Source organism: Streptomyces sp. PSU-S4-23 (genome assembly GCF_055632315.1).
The window spans coordinates 4,549,613-4,566,498 of the sequence record NZ_JBVMUU010000002.1 but is presented as its reverse complement, the minus strand read 5'-3'; the positions used below and the strand labels follow the sequence as shown (position 1 = coordinate 4,566,498).

Here is a 16,886-nt window from a genome sequence, read left to right as displayed (position 1 = left end):
CGAGTGTGCCCACGAGTTGAAGCAGAACGTAGAGCGATGCACGCGCGTTGCGGACACTCCCATACGACTGAGGCTGTGGTTGCTCCCCATGCACGTGCACTGTCAGATGCTGATCACGTCCAGCCTGGTACACACGCCCGTCGCCCTCGGCATGACCATACATCTGCCGCCGAGAGCCTTCCTCGTCACGCTGGCCCGGGGCCATCACCATCGTCCTACCTGGCGCTCATCGCTCGCTGATGAATTGGTTCCCGCCTGCCTGGTACACCCGGCCGTGATCACGGGCCTCGGCGTTGAAGGTGATGTTCGTCCTGTGTGAGCCGGCTTCCGTGAGTTTGGACAGCAAGCCTTCGAACTCTGCCGCAGCGGCCCGATCCTCCAGGAAGAGCGTCAGCATGCGCCCCTGCCAGGCTGACTGAAGAGCCTGACGTATGGGTTGGATCTCCGTGTCGGGAGCGGCGAGCAGTGCAGAACGCGACGTCTCAAGGTCTCGTTCCAGCTCGACAGCGGAGTCTGGGCGGAATCGGCGCCACAGATCAACGACGCCTGATCGAAGTGTCTGCCAGCCGTCTGTAGCCATGGCCGATACGACGGCCGTACCGCCTGCGTTGGCCAAGGCGATGAGCGTCGGCTCCACGATCTTCCCTCCCCGTTTGGGCCCAGTGAACCGATCCTAGCGAGCAACTCCGGCATGCTGCGCGGCACTTCACGTGTGTCGCTGGTCGTTACTGACAACCGCACACCCTGGGCGACTCGGGCGACAACCCGGGGTTAGGGCGGAGGAGTGTGCCACATGCGTGCCAGATCGTGCGGGGAACACCGGGGACCAATCCAGTGGCCAAGCAGGCGCAGAGACCGCGTCACTGCAGGTCAGCCCAACAACCGGGCGTAGATCACCTTAGCTTCCCAAGCTGAGGTTCCTTCGTGAAGGCGGGTCTTGCTGTCAGACCTGCGCTGTACGGTCCGCTCCATGGCTGAGAGACCGACGACGAACTGGCGCAGGGGCATAGCCAAGGAGGCCGCGGAGCTTGCCGTCGGCACCCTGGATCCCGACTGCGCGTGCATGGTCGAGTTGTTCCCCGAAGAGCTCTTGCTGGAGACCGATGCCGTCCTCGACGTGTTCGAGGCCGAGTTGCCCACGCTCGCTGAAGGAGACGACGCACGGATCTTCGCCGCAGTGGAGCGCGTCGTCCTGGCCCTGAACGCCGTGAACGAGGCTCACGACGAGTGCGCCTTCGAAACCGATGAGCGCGAGCAGTTGTGCGCCTACATCGATGAGGCGCTCACCGAGCAGGGAGTCAACGTCGCGGCCCTGACCGCCAGGCACGGGCTCGGCCGGCACGAGCTCACGGACCGGTGGCGGGACTGGTGAGCAACCCCTCGTCGTGAGAGATCAGGGTCGCCTGTGGCCAGCGAGAGGAGTGTCTACGATCGCGCGATGAGCTACGACATCTACTTCTTGAGCCGACGCGACGGGCAGTCCTGGGATGAGGTCCTGGAGGCGATGGAAGACGCGGCCCAGCACAGCGAGCCGATCCCGGCCCGCCTCCTTGAAGCTTGGGAACGCATAGTCCCGCAGGCCCGGCTTCTGCTGGGCGAAGTGGACATCACGGAGTACGAACAGGAGTCGCGAGACCTCAGCCACTCGGGTACCGGCATCGACCTGTCCGTCTTCGGTGACGAGGTAAGCATCACCGTGCCCTACTGGCATGCAGGGGAAGATGCTGCGGTCGTGCTCGGCAAGATCTTTGCCCTGGCGGCCATCGTTGAGAAGGAAACGGGGCTGACTGCCTACGACCCCCAGACGGAACGTCCGCTGGCGGAGGCCCAACCGCAAGGCGCGATAGGGCTGATGTCGAGGGTCACCGAGGAATTGCGCAGCCGCTACGGTGGTTGATCAACCACCGACGGAGGCGTGGCGGAGGCCGGTGGGGGTGCAGCAAGGCACACGCGCGCCTGATCGGTCGGCGCACCCGCCGTCGTGGCGGACTGTCGTCGGCTGAGGTACAGGCCCCAACGATTCTCCGGCTCTGTTCAGTGTGAAGGCGTGAAGCCGGCGGACTGGTCGAGGTGGAACGCGGAGCCCAGAGCCGTCGGAGTCCAACCCTCTCGCAGAGCGAACTGAACAGCCGCGGCAACATCGGACGGCAGTACAGGCACAGTTCCTCGACCGATCCAGTTGCTCGGATGCGGCTGGTCGGTGGTGACCACGAGCGTCGTACCTGGGGTGTCCGCATGCTCGACCGCGAACGTGCAAGGCGACCATGCCAGGCCCTGGTCGTACGTCGGCCTGCCTCGCAGCCGCCAGCGGTAGGTCGTGCCGTCGACAACGATCCGTCGTGATCCCTTGCGGACCAGTGCCATGGTTCCCCCCTTCAACAGCGAAGATGCTAGCGAGCCTGCCCCCGCTGTCCGTCTCAGTTTCCGTCTCATTCAGCGCCGTTCACGGCCGTTCAGACGAGACCGAAGGCGGTAGCCGGACGCACGACCGGCCGTCGATGAACGCAGGTGAACGGCCCCGTCCGATGCCCCAGACCCCACCACCACAGTTGGAAAGCGTGTTGGGGGCAACCCCTCACGAGTTCGAATCTCGTATCCTCCGCAACCGCCCGCCTGGGCAGACGAAGGTCCCGACCGTTCAGCGGTCGGGACCTTCGTCGTTCTGTGGTTGCAGTTTTGGTTGCATTTCCCCGGCCGGTGCCTAGTCGGCATCGGCTGCGACCGGGGGCGGCCGACGCAACTGCGAGCGCGCCGATCAGTAGGCTGACTGCATGTGTGGCGGCCGTCACAGCGCCTCGGACAGGGCAGGACAGCTTCCCCAGCGTGCGTGTCGGGACCGGGCTGCACACCTGGAGCAGCCCGTGACGGTCATCACCCAGAGCACCTCGGAGGGGCCTCTGGTCGGGAGCAGCTGCGCAGACTCTGACGGATGCCGGCGGATGCCCGGCAAGAACTCGACGTCATGGTGATCGGCACGGCGGTGATAGACGGGGACCGGCGCCGGGAGGTGCGGGCCGAGGCCGTCGAGCGGATCCAGCACCGCCCACGCATCGTCGGTGAGGTCTCCCCTGCCGAGCACGGCCAGGCCCATGAGTCACATGATCGAGGAGACACGGCCTGGTGCTGGGCTCACTCGGGGATGCCCGCAGACGTCATCCGACCTGACGCGACGTCGCGGCGGCGCTGCGTCCCGGAGGTGTCTTCGTATTCTCCATCCCGTACCCGGCGTTCTTCAGCCGCGTGATCGTCGACGAAGGGCCAGGCGGTGAACGCTATCGGAAGGTCACCGGCCACCTCGGTCATGAGAAGCGGTGAGTCGAGTCCTTCGGTGGCCCGTCACCACCCCTACCACCAGCCGCTCTCCCCGCATCCCGGGGGAACCTCACCAGGATGAATGATCCATGACAGAAGCGAACAGTCGGGGATGGGAGACACCTAGCCTGACCCTACGCCGTGCCCAGGTCGTCGAACGGTCGGCGGATGCTCCCTTTCCCAACTCCAGAAAGGGTGACCGTTGGATTCCATCACTGTCATCCCTGGCGACGGCATCGGTCCTGAGGTGGTCGAGTGTGCGCTCAAGGTGCTGGATGCGCTTGATACCGGCCTGTCGATCGATGTCCTCGATCACGTCGACGCGGATCGTTACCGCCGTGAGGGCCAGGCACTGAGTGAGGCGGATCTGTCGCGGATATCCGCGAGTTCCGCTGTCCTGCTGGGGGCCATAGGACGGCCCGATGTGGAAGAGACCGACTATGTACGCGGTGTTCTGCTGCGTCTACGGCACAGCTTCGACCTGTATGCGAACTTCCGGCCGGTCCGACTGCTGCACGATCGGCTCAGCCCGCTGCGGGATCCGGCGCGCCGCGCGATCGACTGTGTGATCGTCCGCGAGAACACCGAGGGGCTCTACAGCGGCATCGGAGGCAACCTCCGTGTGTCCTCGCCCCAGGAGGTGGCCATCGACGCGGACGTCAACACCTGGCACGGCGTCTCCAGGATCCTGGACTTCGCGTTCTCCACCACGCGCCGCGAAGTCTGTCTCGTGGACAAGGCCAACGCGGTGCGAGCCGGTGGCCGTCTGTGGCAGGAGTGCTGGCGGCGCGCGGCGGATCAGCATCCCGGGACGGCCACCAGGCACCTCTACATCGATGCTGCCGCGATGAAGCTCGTCACCGAGCCGGACCGCTTCGACGTGATCGTGGCGAGCAACTCCTACGGCGACATCCTCAGCGATCTGGCGGCTGCGCTGGCCGGGGGATCGGTCTGGCGCCGTCGGCGAGTCTGAACCCCGAGACCGGTTTCGGCTTGTTCGAGCCGGTACACGGCTCGGCTCCCGACATTGCGGGAAAGGGCGAGGCCAACCCCTTCGCGTGCCTGCTCACCACGGCACTGCTGCTCCGGCATCTGGGACGCGAGGCCGAAGCGGCCGCGATCGACGCCGCAGTCGCCGGATCGATCGCGGCCGGGCGGGTCACCCCTGACCTGGGGGGCTCTCTGAGTACGGAGCAGGTGACCCGCGCGGTACTCGCCTCCCTGTGACGGGCGGTACCTGCGCTCAGGGCGCTGGGTACTCCTCGGGGTCCGCGCTGGAGCTGGCGCGGACGATCTCGGCGACGCTGAGTTCGAAGAACTTGTACCACTTGTCCCGGCCGAGCTGCTGGGCGTCCTGGTGCTCGGGGTCGTTGCGCCACTTCTCCAGGGTCTCGGGGTTCCGCCACCACACCAGGGCCAGGCGCTCGCCGTCCTCGGCGACATAGTTCTTGAGATGGACCAGGTCGTCGCCGGCCATCTCCCGGACCTTCTTCGCCAGGTACTCTTCCGTTGTTCCGTACGCGTCGTCGACCTGCTCGGAGAAACGCGACCTGAAGACGACCAGAATCACTGTGCCCTCCCGGCAATTCCTTCTTGGATGAACGTGCTTGACGCGCGGTACCAGCTCATTGGGCGGGGACGGACGCGCGTAGCTGCATATCGGGCAGGTCGGCGGCGGTGGAGCCGTGTCGGCTGAGTATCCGCCGGGCCAGCTCCCGCAGCTTCCTGTCCTCGGCGAGCGCGGTGCTGTAGCTCTCCTCGCTGAACGCGCAGCGCTCGTAGAGCGGCACGAACCGGTCCGGCATCAGGGCCACCAGCCGCCGGGCCACGGCCTCTTCGGCCTCGTGCCGGGGGTCGGGCAGCCGGGACATCGTTCTGTAGTGCTGGTAGGAGATGTCGGCTATTGCGTCGCCGTCGTTTTTCCGGGACCGCTCGTAGGCCGTGAACGCCCGCTGCCAGTCGCCCTCCCGGTCCAGGCAGCCCACGAGTGTGCGGACGTCCTCGAAGGCACAGTTCATGCCCTGTCCCATGAAAGGGGCCATGGCATGGCAGGAGTCGCCGACGAGTACGGCCCGGCCGCCTGAGGTCCATGTGTCGCAGCGGGTGAGCCGCACGGTGGAGACCGGCTTGGTGGCCAACTGCCGATCCAGGTCCGGAATGCCAGCAGCCAGGCCGGGGAAGACGTCGGCGAACTGCCGGGCCAGCGCGGGGCCGCCGACCGCGGCGGTGTAGGAGGGCGCGGGGCCGTCCTTCCGGAAGAACACCGAACCCGCGAACAGTTCGGAGGAGGCCAGAGGGAACGCTCCGAAGAGGGCGTCACCGGCCGGCCAGTAGTGCATGAGCCCTCGATCGCAGGAAGGGAGGTCGAGCACGATCTCCTGGTAGGCCAGCTCCAGGGTGCTCACCTGCTCGTGAGCGCCCTGCTCGACCAGGGCTGCACGGACCGCGGAGTGCACGCCGTCGCAGCCGATGACGTGCTGGCACTGGATCCACCGTTCGGCGGTGCCGGCTCGTACCAGTAACGCTGGTGTCTGAAGATCGACGGCGCGGACCGGGCGCTCGAAGTGGAGACCGACTCCCGGCTCGGCCTCGGCCGCGTCCAAGAGGAGGCGGTGCAGCCGGTGCCGTTCGACCGCCCAGATCGGTGCTCCGTTACGGCTGTAGAGGGTGATCACGGTACTTCCGTCCGGCAGATGACCGCAGCGGGCCGTGAGCGGCACACAGATCCGGCGTACGGCGTCCTCCAGGCCGAGTTCGCGCAGCACCGCCCATCCTCGATGCGACAGGATCACCATGAGGGACCGGCCCTGCCCGGCCGGGATGTGACGGGGGTCGGCATTCCGTTCCAGCACGGTGACCCGGCCGAACCGGCGGGCCAGGTAGATCGCGGCGACCGGGCCGGCCAGCCCGGCCCCGACCACCACGATGCCGCTCCTCGTCGCCGGTGCGTCCGTACGCGGGTCGTGCATGTTGGGCTCCTCCTGAGACGGGTCGGCACGGGGCCCGGCCGGCTACCAGGCCACCGGAAGCTCGCGGACGCCGTAGGCCACACCGTCGTACTTGAACGGGACGTCAGCGAAGTCGATGGCGAGCCGCAGGGTGGGGACGCGCCGATAGAGCGTGCCGTACACCGCCTGGAGTTCGAGGGTGGCGAGCGGGCGGCCGAGGCAGTGGTGGGGGCCGAAGCCGAAGGCCAGGTGGTGCGCAGCGTCGCGGGTGATGTCCAGGCGGTCGGGACGGGGGAAGTTCTCCGGGTCCCGGTTGGCCAGCTCGCTGGCGAGGATGATCCCCTCTCCGGCTCGGATGGTGGTGTCTCCGATAGTGATGTCCTCCAGGGCCACGCGCCGGCGGCCGGAGTGAGAGATGTTGAGGTAGCGGATCAGTTCGTCGACCGCGCCGTTGATCAGCGTCTGGTCCTCGGTCTCCCGCAGAAGCGCCAGCTGGTCGGGATTGCGCAGCAGGGCCAGCGTGCCCAGGGCGATCATGTTCCCGGTGGTCTCCAGCCCGGCGACCAGCAGCGTCATGGAGATGTACGACAGTTGCTCGGGGCTCAGCGCGCCGGTGCGTACCTGGGTCTCGATCACCGAGGAGATCAGGCCCTCGGCGGGCTCCTTGGTCTGCCGGTCTATCAGTTCCCTGAGATAGCCGCGCAGCGCCTCCTGGGCACCCACCACCATGTCGGGCGAGCTGTCCCGGTGCAGCATCAGAGTGCTCTGTTCCTGGAAGAACTCGTGGTCGGCGTACGGCACTCCGAGCATCCGGCAGATCACCTGGGTGGAGGTTGGGAAAGCGAACCGGCTGACGAGGTCGGCCGGGTTGGGCCCGGCAAGCAGGTCGTCGATGAGCCCGTCGACGATGGCGGTCACATCGCCCCTGAGCGCCTCAATGTTGCGGATGGCGAACGGTGAGGAGACCATGCGGCGTTGCCGGGCATGCTCAGGATCGTCCATGGCCACGAACGAGCGTCCGTCCTTGCGGCGCTCACGACTGCCCAGGTCGAAGTGCGGATAGCCGGGCTTGGTCGAGTCGGCACTGACCCGGGGGTCGACCAGGAGCTTACGTCCGAGGTCGTATCCGGTGATCAGCCAGGGGGTGCTGCCGTCCCAGAGCCTGACCTGCACCGGGTCGTCGAGCGCGCGCATGGTGGACGGCGGGTCGAAGGGGCAGGCCGGCTCCTTCAGGATCGGGAACTGGGCCAGTTTCTGCGTCACGGAACTCTCCATTCCTTGCCGTACCGGGGCCGCGGCCCCGGTACGGCCGTCCTTGGTGTGTCACCCGTTCAGGGACTGGGCGATCTCCCTCAGGTCCCGCGCCCCGAGCACCACCCGGATGGGCACGCGCACACCCAGCTCCTCGCGTAGCGAGCCGATCAGCCGCCCCGCGAGCAGGGAGTTGCCGCCCAGGTCGAAGAAGTTCGCCTCGGGGGCGGCCTCCGGCAGGCCGAGCAGCCGGGCGACCGTGTCGTACAGCCGGTCCTCCGGCGAGCGCGCCTCCTGGGAGGGGCCGGTCGGCTGCCGGGCAGCGGTGCCGTGCCGGCCCGTCAGGGCGCCTCGGTCGATCTTTCCGTTGGGCAGGGTGGGAAAGGCGTCGAGCACCTCGATGCGGGTCGGCACCATGAACTCCGGAAGGGCTGCGGCCAGCCGGGCGCGCAGATCGGAGGGAGCGACGGCAGTACCAGGACGGGCGGTGGCGTACGCGACGAGCCGGGCGTCGGCGAGTTCTCCCTCGACGACCACTGCGGCCAGATCGATGTCCGGCTGATCGGTGAGGAAGGCTTCGATCTCGCCCAGTTCGACGCGGAATCCCCGCAGTTTCACCTGGCCGTCGATCCGGCCAGCAAAGTGGAACCGGCCGTCGGCATCCCTTCGGCCGCGGTCACCGGAGCGGTACATGCGGCTGCCCGGCGGCCCGAAGGGGTCGGGCAGAAACCGCGCGGCGGTCAGCCCTGGACGACCCACATAACCGCGGGCCAGCCCGGAGCCCGCCAGGTACAGTTCGCCCTCTTCGCCGTCGGCCACGGGCCGCAGGTGCTCGTCGAGCACATAGACCCGGGCCCCGGCCCAGGGGACGCCGATGCCCACGCCGTCCGCCTCGGTGATCGGGCCGGCAATGGTGCAGCCGACCGTCACCTCGGTGGGGCCGTAGCCGTTGAACATGCGCCGCCCCGCTGCCCAGGTCCGCAGCAGCGCGGGGGTGCAGGCGTCGCCCGTGGACATGATCGTGCCCTGGGGCAGCACTCCCTGGCTGTCGGTGACGCTCAGCGCAGCCGGCGGCAGCACCGCGTGGTCGATCCGGTATTTGACCAGGGTCTCGTGCAGGGCGTCGCCCGGCAGCAAGTCCTCGTCTTCGGCCACCACCAGGGTGCCCCCGTGCAACAGGGCGAGCGCGATGTCCCAGAATCCCGCGTCGAAGCTGACCGAGGCCCAGGCCAGGACGCGCTCGCCGGAAGCCGGCCGGAAGCGGTCCGCCTGGGTGGCGACCAGATCTGCGACACCCTCATGGGTGACCGCGACGCCCTTCGGTGTCCCGGTCGAACCGGAGGTGTAGATCACGTACATGAGGTGCAGGTCCGACAGCGGCTCGGGGCGTTCGGACTGGCTCACGTCCGCGGTGCTGTACCGGGAGCAGGCTTCGGCGCACGCCTCGGAGTCGAGCACGACCTCGTCCAGTTCCGCCCTTTCGGCCGAGCCCGCTCCGGCACGCACGAGCAGGGTCGGGGCGGCATCCTGGACCATGAACGCCTTGCGGGCGGCCGGGTAGCGGGGATCGAGGGGAAGGTAGGCGCCGCCTGCCTTGAGGATCGCCAGCAGTGCCACGACCAGTTCGGGGGAGCGTGGCACGGCCAGCGCGACCAAGCGGTCCGGGCCAACGCCCCGGTCGATCAGCAGCCGGGCCAGCTGGTTGGCGCGCTGGTTGAGCGCGCGGTAGGTGAGCGAGGTGTCCTTGTACAGGACGGCCGGAGCGTCTGGGGTGCTCGCCGCCTGTATCTCGAACAGTTCGGGCATCGTGCGGCCGACGGGCCTCGCGGTCACCGCGTCCCGCCCAGGTGGGGGCGGACCTCGGACGCGAACAGCTTCAGGCTGCGTTCCATCGTCTCCAGGGGCTGCTGACCGTGGTCGAGCTGGAACAGAACGATGTCCGTCCCGAGTTCACTCTCGATCTGCCGCAGCTGCTCGACCGCCCTGTCGGGCGAGCCGATGACCGCGAGTCCTGCGGCCTCGCTCGGGCCGGTCTGATGCTTGTCGACCACAGCCTCGCGGTACCCCTGGTACGACGTGGAGGTACGGCTGCGCCACGAGGCGGCGGCCGAGCCGAAGGTGTCCCAGTGCCGACGTAGCGCCGCGGTGCCCTGCTCGACCGCTTCCTCGTCCGAGTCGGCCAGGTACAGCGCGACACTGATCGCGACCCGGGGCTGCTTGCCGGCGTTCTTCGGCGCCTTGCTGAACCTGCTGCGGTACACCTCGATCATCTCGCGCACCTGGTGCACCTGTTCCCGGCTCGGCGCCGAGGCGATCAGGAGGTTGTAGCCGGAGTCGCCGATCCACTCGAAGCTGGAACGGGTGAGGAGCGCGGCGGCCCACACGGGAGGGTGCGGGTCCTGGGTCGGCAGCGGCAGGGAGTTGGCGTTCTGGTAGCGGAAGTACGGCGTGTCCTCGCTCACGCCGGCTTCGGTCCACAGCCGGACGACGGCGTCGACGGTGGCGCGGAAGCGCTCCGTGCTGCCGTCCATCTCGATGCCGAAGGAGTCGAACTCGTAGGGCAGGAAAGCACGCGCGAAGCCGACGTCCAGCCGGCCGCCGCTGAGCGCGTCGAGCTGGGCGGTGCGTGCCGCGAGCTGGATCGGGTGGTGGAAGGAAGCCTGGATGCCCCCTGTCATCAACCGGATCCTGCTGGTGCGTGCCGCGACAGCCGACAGGAAGGCAAGCGGATCGGGGCAGTACCCGCCGTAGGAGTGCAGGTAGTGCTCGGTCATCTTGACGTAGTCGAGCCCGAGGTCCTCGGACAGCTCGGACACCGCCAGCAGGTTGGCGTAGTACTCCTGGGCACTGCGCTGCTCCGGGAGGGTGTCCGGCAACAGCGATATCCCGTAGCTCGTCATTTCTTCCTCTCGGGGTCCGAGTTCGAGGGGTATCCCGGCAGCGGGGTGAGGTGCGGCGCGGCGCCCGTGTGGGCCAGGGACCAGTACTCGCGCATCCCGTAGACCAGCGGGCGCGGCCGTGCGCTGTTCCCGGTGGTGACCCTGAAGACCTCACCGAAGACGACGACATGATCGGCGACGGGCACCGAGCCGGTGACCCGGCAGTCGGCGACGGAGTGTGCGTCGTGGGCGAGGTGTGGTCCGCCGCACCCCGGTCGGGCGGTCCACGCCACGTGCTCGAAGCGGTCCGGACCCCGGCTGGCGAACAGTTCGGCAACCGTGCGGGCCCGATCGTCCAGCAGGTTCACGGCGAAACGGCCGGTTCTGCTGAGGACCGCGAGGGTGCGGCTGGAGTGCTGGATGCAGACCAACAGCGTGGGCGGACTGACCGACACGCTGGAGACGGCGGTGCAGGTCATCCCGAACTGCTGTCCGTCCTCGTCGGCGGCGGTGACCACCGCGACGCCGGCCGGGAAGGCCGCCATCAGTGTTCTGTACGCGGTTGCGGAGACCGGTTTGGCCGCAGTGCGGCCGGCGGAATCTGCCTTGGACACAGGCATGGCGAAGGCACCTCCTGGCACGCCGTCAGGCACTTGGGACGAGGCGCCCGGTCATGGTGTCGTCGAATCCGGCGGCCTGGTGGACGAGGTACTCGTACTGACCGGGCAGCCGGTCGATCAGTGCCGCGGCCTGGCTGCGTACGCGCTGGAACTCGTGGCGCGCCGCGGTCGCGTCCAGCCGGCCGAGCGCGGGCAGTGGCCGCAGATCGAGTCCGCCGAGGCCGAGGATCATGGCCGTGTACGAGTACGGCTCGAAGCCGTGGAAGTGCGGGAAGACGGAGTTCTCGTCGGGCAGCGTGGAACGCCACTGTTCGAGGCGTTCGGCCAGGCCGTCGGGCATGGCGCGGGTCTTCGCGTCCCGCCAGTACGCGTTGTCCGAGCGGGCAGCGGCGTAGTAGTGCAGGAAAAGGAACTCCCGGACGCCGTCCATGACGTCGCCGACCTGGCGGTTGTAGGAGCGGCGCAGCAGTTCGTCGTCACGGGTGCCGGGGAACCGCTTGACCAGTTGCTCGACCGCGTTCTGGATGAAGAAGATCCCGGTGGACTCCAGCGGCTCGACGAAACCGCTGGACAAGCCTATGGCCACACAGTTCTTCACCCAGGACTCGGCGCTGCGGCCGATCCGCATCTTGATGTGGTTGGCGTCCAGATCGGCGGCCTCCGGCCCGACGAACGCGCGCAGCGTCCGTTCTGCCTCCTCGGGCGTGGTGTAGGCGCTGGAGTAGACGTAGCCGGTGCCGATCCGGTCGAGCAGGGGGATGGTCCAGATCCAGCCGGCGTCCTGGGCCGTGGCGGTCGTACACGGCCGCATGCCGCGGGTAGCAACGTCCACGGGCACGCGCAGAGCCACCGCGCTGTCGTTGGGCAGGGACTCCTGGTACGAGACGAACGGCACGCCCAGAGCCTTGTTCAGCAGCAGCCCGCGGAAGCCGGTGCAGTCGACGAACAGGTCGCCGGTGATCTCCCCGTGGTCCCTCGTCAGCACATCGGAGATGAAGCCGTCCTCGTCGAGGCGTACATCGAGGACGTCGTCCCGGATGTGCCGTACGCCGCGTTCCGCCCCGTACTCGCTGAGGAACTGGGCGAGCAGGGTGGCGTCGAAGTGGTAGGCGTACGGGAACTGGGTTCCATGGCCCTCCGGGATCGCGCGGGCCATGTCCCGCGCCTCCCCGGCCTCGAAGACCTCCTCGAACAGGCCACCGCCGAGATGGCGGGGCGAGCGCTGGGCGTCACACAGCGCGGCCAGCACCGAGCAGTCCTGGTCGAAGCGTTCGCTCGGGCCCTCGTGCAGCCACCAGTCGGCGAGCGAGAAACCGTCGACCACGCGCGGGCGCTCGAAGGGGTGGTAGAAGTGATGACCTTTCTCCCTCCAGTTCTCGAAGCGAATGGCCAGCTTGTACGACGCGTGGCAGCGGGGCATCCACTCGGGCTCGCTCAGCCCGAGATGCCGGAAGAAGTTCCGCACCGTGCTGAAGGTGGCCTCGCCGACGCCGATCGTGGAAACGGCCTTCGACTCCACGAGCGTGACGGCGGCCAGTCGGTCGCCGAAACTCGCCTTCAGGTACGTGGCTGTCATCCAGCCGGCTGTACCGCCGCCGACGATCACTATGTCCTTGATCATGATTTCCGTCCTGGTGGTGCGGTCAGATCCTTGGACGTTGCACGCAGACTTTCGCACGGGCCGGAGCAGGACCGTCCGGCAGAAAAAGATTTACGAAAGAACGTCCTCCGCCAGGCCGACCGGGCGAGCCCCCGGAGGCCGCGCTCACGGTTCGGGCAGCAGCCTGATGCACAGCCGCCTGAGCCGGGCGGGGTCCGCCACCAGCTCGTACTCTTTCACCGAGCCGTTCTCGATGCGGAAGCACACGGCGAGGCGAAGCCGGCCTCCGGGCGCCACGAGCAGACCGACCCGACCGTCTATCAGGGCGGGTTCCGAGTGCCGGGCCGCGCCCCCGAATTGGCTGATCTCATGGGCGACCGGGTCGACGCCCTGCACCCTGGCCGGGCGGTCCGACGGCAGAGCCGCCGCGTCGGCGCGCCGCACCACATCCGGTGCGAGGCGGGCGGCGATGATCCCGGTGTCCCCGGTGCAGGCCGCGGCCTGAAAGGCGGCCACGACCTCCCGATGCTGGTCCACCTCCACCAGATGCCGCTCACGCGGGGCGCGTACCTTGTGCCGGGCGCGGCTGGCCAGCTTCTTGGCGGTCGCCTGGGTGCGGTCCAGGATTCCGCCGATCTCGTCGAACGGCACGCCGAACATGTCATGCAGCACGAACGCCACTCGCTCGGCGGGGCTGAGGGTGTTGAGTACGACGAGCAGCGCGAGACCGACGGATTCGGCTTCGAGTACCTCGTGCTCGGGGTCGCCCTCGCCCGTGGCGACGGTGGCCGACGCCAGGCCATCGTCCCAGCACTCCTCGCGCCCCCCGTGCCGACTGCGCATCATGTCGAGGCAGACGCGGGACGTGACGGTGCGCAGCCAGCCTGGCAAGTTCCGCACCGCCGTCGTGTCGGCGCGTTCCAGGCGCAGCCAGGTCTCCTGCACCGCGTCTTCCGCCTCCTCGTGGGAGCCGAGCATGCGGTACGAGAGTCCGAGCAGGTCCCTGCGGTTCTCCTCGAAGAAATCTGCCAAGGATTGGCGCGCGTCCATCGGTCACCTTTCCGGTTCACAGTCCGTCGTACTCATGACCCGTGAATCGCGGGCTGTGTGACGCACAACCGGTAAGGAGAAGGCGGCATGACCGAAACCGTTTCCGAGAACATCCCTGGATACACCGCAGGGACCTGGACCATCGACAGTTCCGACTCGGAAGTCCGGTTCAGCGTTCGCCATCTGGGGGTGACCCGGGTACACGGTCGTTTCAATGTTTTCGACGGCACGATCCGCACCGGGGAGAGCGCCGAGGAGTCCTCGGTGACCGCCCGCATCGAGACGGGCAGCATCGACACCGGCTACGCCGCCCGGGACGGCTACATCCGCGGTGAGGACGTTCTGGCGGCGGACCAGCACAAGGAACTCGTGTTCCGCTCCACGCTCGTACGCCGGCACGACGACCGGCTCCTTATTGATGGCGAGCTGACCATGCGGGGAGTGACCAAGTCCGTCACCCTGGTGGCCGAGCCGGGTGGATTCGGTACCGACCCGGTGCGCAAGGTGCCGGTGCTCGGTGTCAGCGCCTCGGTGACGGTCAGCCGGGCCGACTTCGGTCTCGCCCCGCACATCCCCGCCGCTGTCGTGGGTGAGAGTGTACGGATCACCCTGGACATTCAGGCCTCGCTCTCGGACTCCTGACCATCGGGGCCCTGATATGGACAGCCCTCTGCCCGCGCGACCTGCGGGCAGAGGGCACACCGGAGCGATCGGCTGTTGCCACCAAGGCGCGATGCGTCAGTCGGCTGCAGCTTCGAGAATGTAACCCCGACCCCAGACAGTGCGGATACTGAGACCGACCGACACTATGCGGCGGCGCAGCCTCATGATCTGCAGGTCCAGGGCATTTCTGGAGATCTCCCCGTTAGCCTTCGACACGTGCTGTTCGAGCTCCGCCCGGTAGACCATTTCGTCGTAGTGGGCGACGAAATGCTCCATGATGCCGATCTGCGTACTGGAGATGGCCACCGAATCCGTGCCGAAATACAGGATTCCGGTGGAATCGACTGTGGGTTTCTTCCGCCCGTAGACACGCTGGGTCAGCGCCTGGATCCGTGCCTCGACGTCACCGCGGGGGGCCGGTGCTCGGATCCAGTCCTCCGTGGGGTCGACGCAGACAGGCGCGTCGTTGCCTGCCTCCACCACCAGCAGCCGGGGAATTCCGGCTCTTCTGCAGTAATTCCGCGCGTCGGCTTCCATGGGCCAGCGTATTAACTTGACACCTTTGCTCAAGAATGTCTCCCCGCAGCTAACAGGCAATCTTGCGATTTGACCTTGTTGATTCGGCGAAGGATGCGCCCAGATCCGGAACTGTCATGGCAATGCGGCCGGGCGCGGACCCACCGGCGTCCGCAGGCGGCATGGTTCGGGGACCGGTCGCGCATTTTCACTGACGCAGTTGTCAAGCCAGGCCCAGGGCGGCGTGCCCGCGCCTTCGTCCGGCGCGGGCACGCCGCCCTGGCGGATGGATCACCTCCCATCCTGCCCTCGCGGACCACCGATCCATCGTGATGTGGATCACCGACTCTGCCGGTGGGGTCCATTCCCGATCATCGTGGCCTCATGTTCCTGGGCCATCGCCTTCGGGCGCGTGACACCACCCGGCTGCCGGGTCCGATGCCGGAATCCCGTCCAGGCGAGTCCTGCTGCTACGGCGGTGCAGGCCGCAGCGATCCCCACGGCCAGCTGATAACCGTGCAGGAAGGAGTCGACGGTGGTCTGCCGGAACGAGGTGCCGAGCGTGTCCACCACCATGTGCACCCGGCCGCCACCCACGTTGTGCCCCTGACCGAGTGCCGCGTCGCGACGCGCGCCGTCCAGCCCGGACACCTTGCCCCGCCAGGCGGAGGAAGCCGCGTTCACGCCCACAGTGCCGAGCACCGCGAGGCACACCGATGAACCGACCTGCCGTGACGCGTTCAGCACCCCGGAGGCCGCGCCCGAGACACCGGAGGGCACGTCGCGCATCGCCACATGGGTCACGGCGGGCACGAACGTGCCGAAGCCACCGCCGTACAGCGCGTATCCGAGGGCGCTTACAGCAAAGGGGGTGGTTCCCGCCCGGCTGAGCAGAAACACACCAACGGCGGCTACCAGAGTCCCCCCAGCGGCCACCACCGATGACCGGAAGCGGGAGTCCAGCCGCCCGCCGAACTGCGCCATGGTCAGGAACGGGATGTTCATGAACAGCCACGACAGTCCCGTGCGCAGCACCGACCAGCCCGCGACGTTCTGGAAGTACAGCGTCACCCAGAAGAGCGCGCCGCTCATTCCGCCATAGGTCAGCATGTAGATGCCCGAGGCACTTACGAAGCTGCGTGCCTGCAGCAGGGCCGGCGGCAGCATGGCGTGCGGCGTGCGACGCTCCCACCAGAAGAAGGCGACCAGCAAGACCGCCCCAACAGCCAGGGGCACCGCCACCAGCGCCGCGCCCCAGGGCCGGTCGGACGATTCGACGAAGCCGAGCGTGAGGAAGACCAGTCCGAGGGAGCTGAGCACCATCCCCGGCAGGTCCAGCCTGCGGGCCCGGGGATTGCGCGACTCGCGGACCGCGACAGCCGTGCAGGCAATGCCCAGGGCCGCGAAGGGCAGGTTGATCCAGAACACCGACGGCCAGCCGAAGTATGTGAGCAGGATTCCGCCGCCGACGGGTCCGGCGCCGAAGCCGGTGCCGCCGATGGCTGCCCAGGCCCCGATGGCGCCGGCCCGCTGCTCCTGCGGATAGGTCTCCGTGATGATCGAGAGCCCCAGGGCGAGCATCGCGGCCCCGCCTACGCCCTGCACGGCACGGAATGCGATGAGGGAGGCCGCGTTCCAGGCCACGGCGCAGGCAATCACGCCGACCAGGAAGACGACCATGCCAGTCAGGAAGACCCGTTTGCGGCCGTATCGGTCGCCGAGCGCTCCGCTGGCCGGGATGATCGCGGCCAGGCTCAGTGAGTACGCGCTGATCACCCACTCCAGCTCCGCGGCACTCATGTGCAGTTCACTCTGCATCGACGGCAGTGCCACGTTCACGATGGTCAGGTCGAGTGAGGTCATGAACGTGGCCATGCACATCGCGAACAGGGTCAGCCGGCGCCGCCGCGGTTCGGTGAGAGAAAAGCTCATGTCAACCCCTCCTCGAAGTCCGTGTGATATGCAATGAAGTAGTGATCATCCGTGCTCCAAGTCGGGTCCACATGCATCGGGTCGGCTGACCGCCCACTAGTGACGACCCCTGGCG

16 protein-coding genes and 1 pseudogene are annotated in these 16,886 nt (G+C 67.8%); 4 read left to right on the top strand and 13 right to left on the bottom strand.

The window, feature by feature from the left end:
* Positions 1 to 226 precede the first annotated feature (226 nt).
* Complete coding sequence (locus ACZ79I_RS20895) at positions 227 to 637, bottom strand: hypothetical protein (RefSeq protein ID WP_471499015.1); 411 nt, start codon at positions 635 to 637, stop codon at positions 227 to 229.
* Between the two features lie 333 nt (positions 638 to 970).
* On the opposite strand from ACZ79I_RS20895, the gene ACZ79I_RS20890 reads away from it, so the two are divergent.
* Together ACZ79I_RS20890 and ACZ79I_RS20885 are read left to right on the top strand one after the other, a co-directional pair.
* Complete coding sequence (locus ACZ79I_RS20890; RefSeq protein WP_471499014.1) at positions 971 to 1,372, top strand: hypothetical protein; 402 nt, start codon at positions 971 to 973, stop codon at positions 1,370 to 1,372.
* Between the two features lie 66 nt (positions 1,373 to 1,438).
* Positions 1,439 to 1,897 carry a hypothetical protein gene (locus ACZ79I_RS20885; protein ID WP_471499013.1) on the top strand — a complete coding sequence of 153 codons (459 nt, stop codon included), beginning with the start codon at positions 1,439 to 1,441 and terminating at the stop codon, positions 1,895 to 1,897.
* Between the two features lie 137 nt (positions 1,898 to 2,034).
* On the opposite strand, the gene ACZ79I_RS20880 is transcribed toward ACZ79I_RS20885, so the two are convergent.
* Positions 2,035 to 2,364, bottom strand: a complete 330-nt coding sequence (locus tag ACZ79I_RS20880; protein WP_471499012.1) for a hypothetical protein — start codon at positions 2,362 to 2,364, stop codon at positions 2,035 to 2,037.
* A gap of 421 nt (positions 2,365 to 2,785) precedes the next feature.
* A complete protein-coding gene (locus ACZ79I_RS20875; RefSeq protein ID WP_471499011.1) occupies positions 2,786 to 3,091 on the bottom strand; it encodes a hypothetical protein in 306 nt (101 codons plus the stop codon).
* Positions 3,092 to 3,559: 468 nt separating this feature from the next.
* On the opposite strand from ACZ79I_RS20875, the pseudogene ACZ79I_RS20870 reads away from it, so the two are divergent.
* A pseudogene (locus ACZ79I_RS20870) lies at positions 3,560 to 4,539 on the top strand (isocitrate/isopropylmalate family dehydrogenase).
* Between the two features lie 16 nt (positions 4,540 to 4,555).
* Here the strand turns inward: ACZ79I_RS20870 and ACZ79I_RS20865 are convergent.
* The 8 genes from ACZ79I_RS20865 to ACZ79I_RS20830 all read right to left on the bottom strand — a co-directional run bounded on the left by ACZ79I_RS20865 (position 4,556) and on the right by ACZ79I_RS20830 (position 13,660).
* A complete protein-coding gene (locus tag ACZ79I_RS20865) occupies positions 4,556 to 4,882 on the bottom strand; it encodes an antibiotic biosynthesis monooxygenase family protein (protein WP_471499010.1) in 327 nt (108 codons plus the stop codon).
* Positions 4,883 to 4,937: 55 nt separating this feature from the next.
* Positions 4,938 to 6,281 carry an FAD-dependent oxidoreductase gene (locus ACZ79I_RS20860; RefSeq protein WP_471499009.1) on the bottom strand — a complete coding sequence of 448 codons (1,344 nt, stop codon included), beginning with the start codon at positions 6,279 to 6,281 and terminating at the stop codon, positions 4,938 to 4,940.
* Positions 6,282 to 6,323: 42 nt separating this feature from the next.
* On the bottom strand, positions 6,324 to 7,535 hold the full coding sequence (locus ACZ79I_RS20855; RefSeq protein WP_471499008.1) for a cytochrome P450: 1,212 nt from the start codon (positions 7,533 to 7,535) through the stop codon (positions 6,324 to 6,326).
* A gap of 48 nt (positions 7,536 to 7,583) precedes the next feature.
* A complete protein-coding gene (locus ACZ79I_RS20850; protein WP_471499007.1) occupies positions 7,584 to 9,344 on the bottom strand; it encodes a non-ribosomal peptide synthetase in 1,761 nt (586 codons plus the stop codon).
* The gene (locus ACZ79I_RS20845) at positions 9,341 to 10,411 is read right to left on the bottom strand and encodes an LLM class flavin-dependent oxidoreductase (protein WP_471499006.1); all 1,071 of its coding nucleotides are present in this window, start codon (positions 10,409 to 10,411) and stop codon (positions 9,341 to 9,343) included. Before ACZ79I_RS20845 ends, ACZ79I_RS20850 begins: the two co-directional genes overlap by 4 nt.
* The gene (locus tag ACZ79I_RS20840) at positions 10,408 to 10,935 is read right to left on the bottom strand and encodes a flavin reductase family protein (protein ID WP_471499005.1); all 528 of its coding nucleotides are present in this window, start codon (positions 10,933 to 10,935) and stop codon (positions 10,408 to 10,410) included. Before ACZ79I_RS20840 ends, ACZ79I_RS20845 begins: the two co-directional genes overlap by 4 nt.
* Before the next feature lie 100 nt (positions 10,936 to 11,035).
* Complete coding sequence (locus ACZ79I_RS20835) at positions 11,036 to 12,631, bottom strand: tryptophan halogenase family protein (RefSeq protein ID WP_471499004.1); 1,596 nt, start codon at positions 12,629 to 12,631, stop codon at positions 11,036 to 11,038.
* Positions 12,632 to 12,775: 144 nt separating this feature from the next.
* Positions 12,776 to 13,660, bottom strand: coding sequence for a sigma-70 family RNA polymerase sigma factor (locus ACZ79I_RS20830; protein ID WP_471499003.1), 885 nt, complete (start codon positions 13,658 to 13,660; stop codon positions 12,776 to 12,778).
* A gap of 87 nt (positions 13,661 to 13,747) precedes the next feature.
* On the opposite strand from ACZ79I_RS20830, the gene ACZ79I_RS20825 reads away from it, so the two are divergent.
* Entirely contained in the window at positions 13,748 to 14,302 is a 555-nt protein-coding gene (locus ACZ79I_RS20825) for a YceI family protein (RefSeq protein WP_471499002.1), read from the top strand.
* 96 nt (positions 14,303 to 14,398) lie between these two features.
* Here the strand turns inward: ACZ79I_RS20825 and ACZ79I_RS20820 are convergent, their stop codons facing one another.
* Positions 14,399 to 14,860 carry a winged helix-turn-helix domain-containing protein gene (locus tag ACZ79I_RS20820; protein WP_471499001.1) on the bottom strand — a complete coding sequence of 154 codons (462 nt, stop codon included), beginning with the start codon at positions 14,858 to 14,860 and terminating at the stop codon, positions 14,399 to 14,401.
* 318 nt (positions 14,861 to 15,178) lie between these two features.
* A complete protein-coding gene (locus ACZ79I_RS20815) occupies positions 15,179 to 16,771 on the bottom strand; it encodes an MFS transporter (protein WP_471499000.1) in 1,593 nt (530 codons plus the stop codon).
* Between the last annotated feature and the right edge of the window lie 115 nt (positions 16,772 to 16,886).

Excerpts from the sequence above, each read along its gene's own strand:
- ACZ79I_RS20820 (WP_471499001.1), bottom strand. The coding sequence starts at position 14,860 with ATGGAAGCCGACGCGCGGAATTACTGCAGAAGAGCCGGAATTCCCCGG.
- ACZ79I_RS20825 (WP_471499002.1), top strand. The coding sequence starts at position 13,748 with ATGACCGAAACCGTTTCCGAGAACATCCCTGGATACACCGCAGGGACC.
- ACZ79I_RS20880 (WP_471499012.1), bottom strand. The coding sequence starts at position 2,364 with ATGGCACTGGTCCGCAAGGGATCACGACGGATCGTTGTCGACGGCACG.
- ACZ79I_RS20875 (WP_471499011.1), bottom strand. The coding sequence starts at position 3,091 with ATGGGCCTGGCCGTGCTCGGCAGGGGAGACCTCACCGACGATGCGTGG.
- ACZ79I_RS20890 (WP_471499014.1), top strand. The coding sequence starts at position 971 with ATGGCTGAGAGACCGACGACGAACTGGCGCAGGGGCATAGCCAAGGAG.
- ACZ79I_RS20840 (WP_471499005.1), bottom strand. The coding sequence starts at position 10,935 with ATGGCGGCCTTCCCGGCCGGCGTCGCGGTGGTCACCGCCGCCGACGAG.
- ACZ79I_RS20860 (WP_471499009.1), bottom strand. The coding sequence starts at position 6,281 with ATGCACGACCCGCGTACGGACGCACCGGCGACGAGGAGCGGCATCGTG.
- ACZ79I_RS20835 (WP_471499004.1), bottom strand. The coding sequence starts at position 12,631 with ATGATCAAGGACATAGTGATCGTCGGCGGCGGTACAGCCGGCTGGATG.
- ACZ79I_RS20845 (WP_471499006.1), bottom strand. The coding sequence starts at position 10,411 with ATGACGAGCTACGGGATATCGCTGTTGCCGGACACCCTCCCGGAGCAG.
- ACZ79I_RS20815 (WP_471499000.1), bottom strand. The coding sequence starts at position 16,771 with ATGAGCTTTTCTCTCACCGAACCGCGGCGGCGCCGGCTGACCCTGTTC.
- ACZ79I_RS20885 (WP_471499013.1), top strand. The coding sequence starts at position 1,439 with ATGAGCTACGACATCTACTTCTTGAGCCGACGCGACGGGCAGTCCTGG.
- ACZ79I_RS20830 (WP_471499003.1), bottom strand. The coding sequence starts at position 13,660 with ATGGACGCGCGCCAATCCTTGGCAGATTTCTTCGAGGAGAACCGCAGG.
- ACZ79I_RS20855 (WP_471499008.1), bottom strand. The coding sequence starts at position 7,535 with ATGGAGAGTTCCGTGACGCAGAAACTGGCCCAGTTCCCGATCCTGAAG.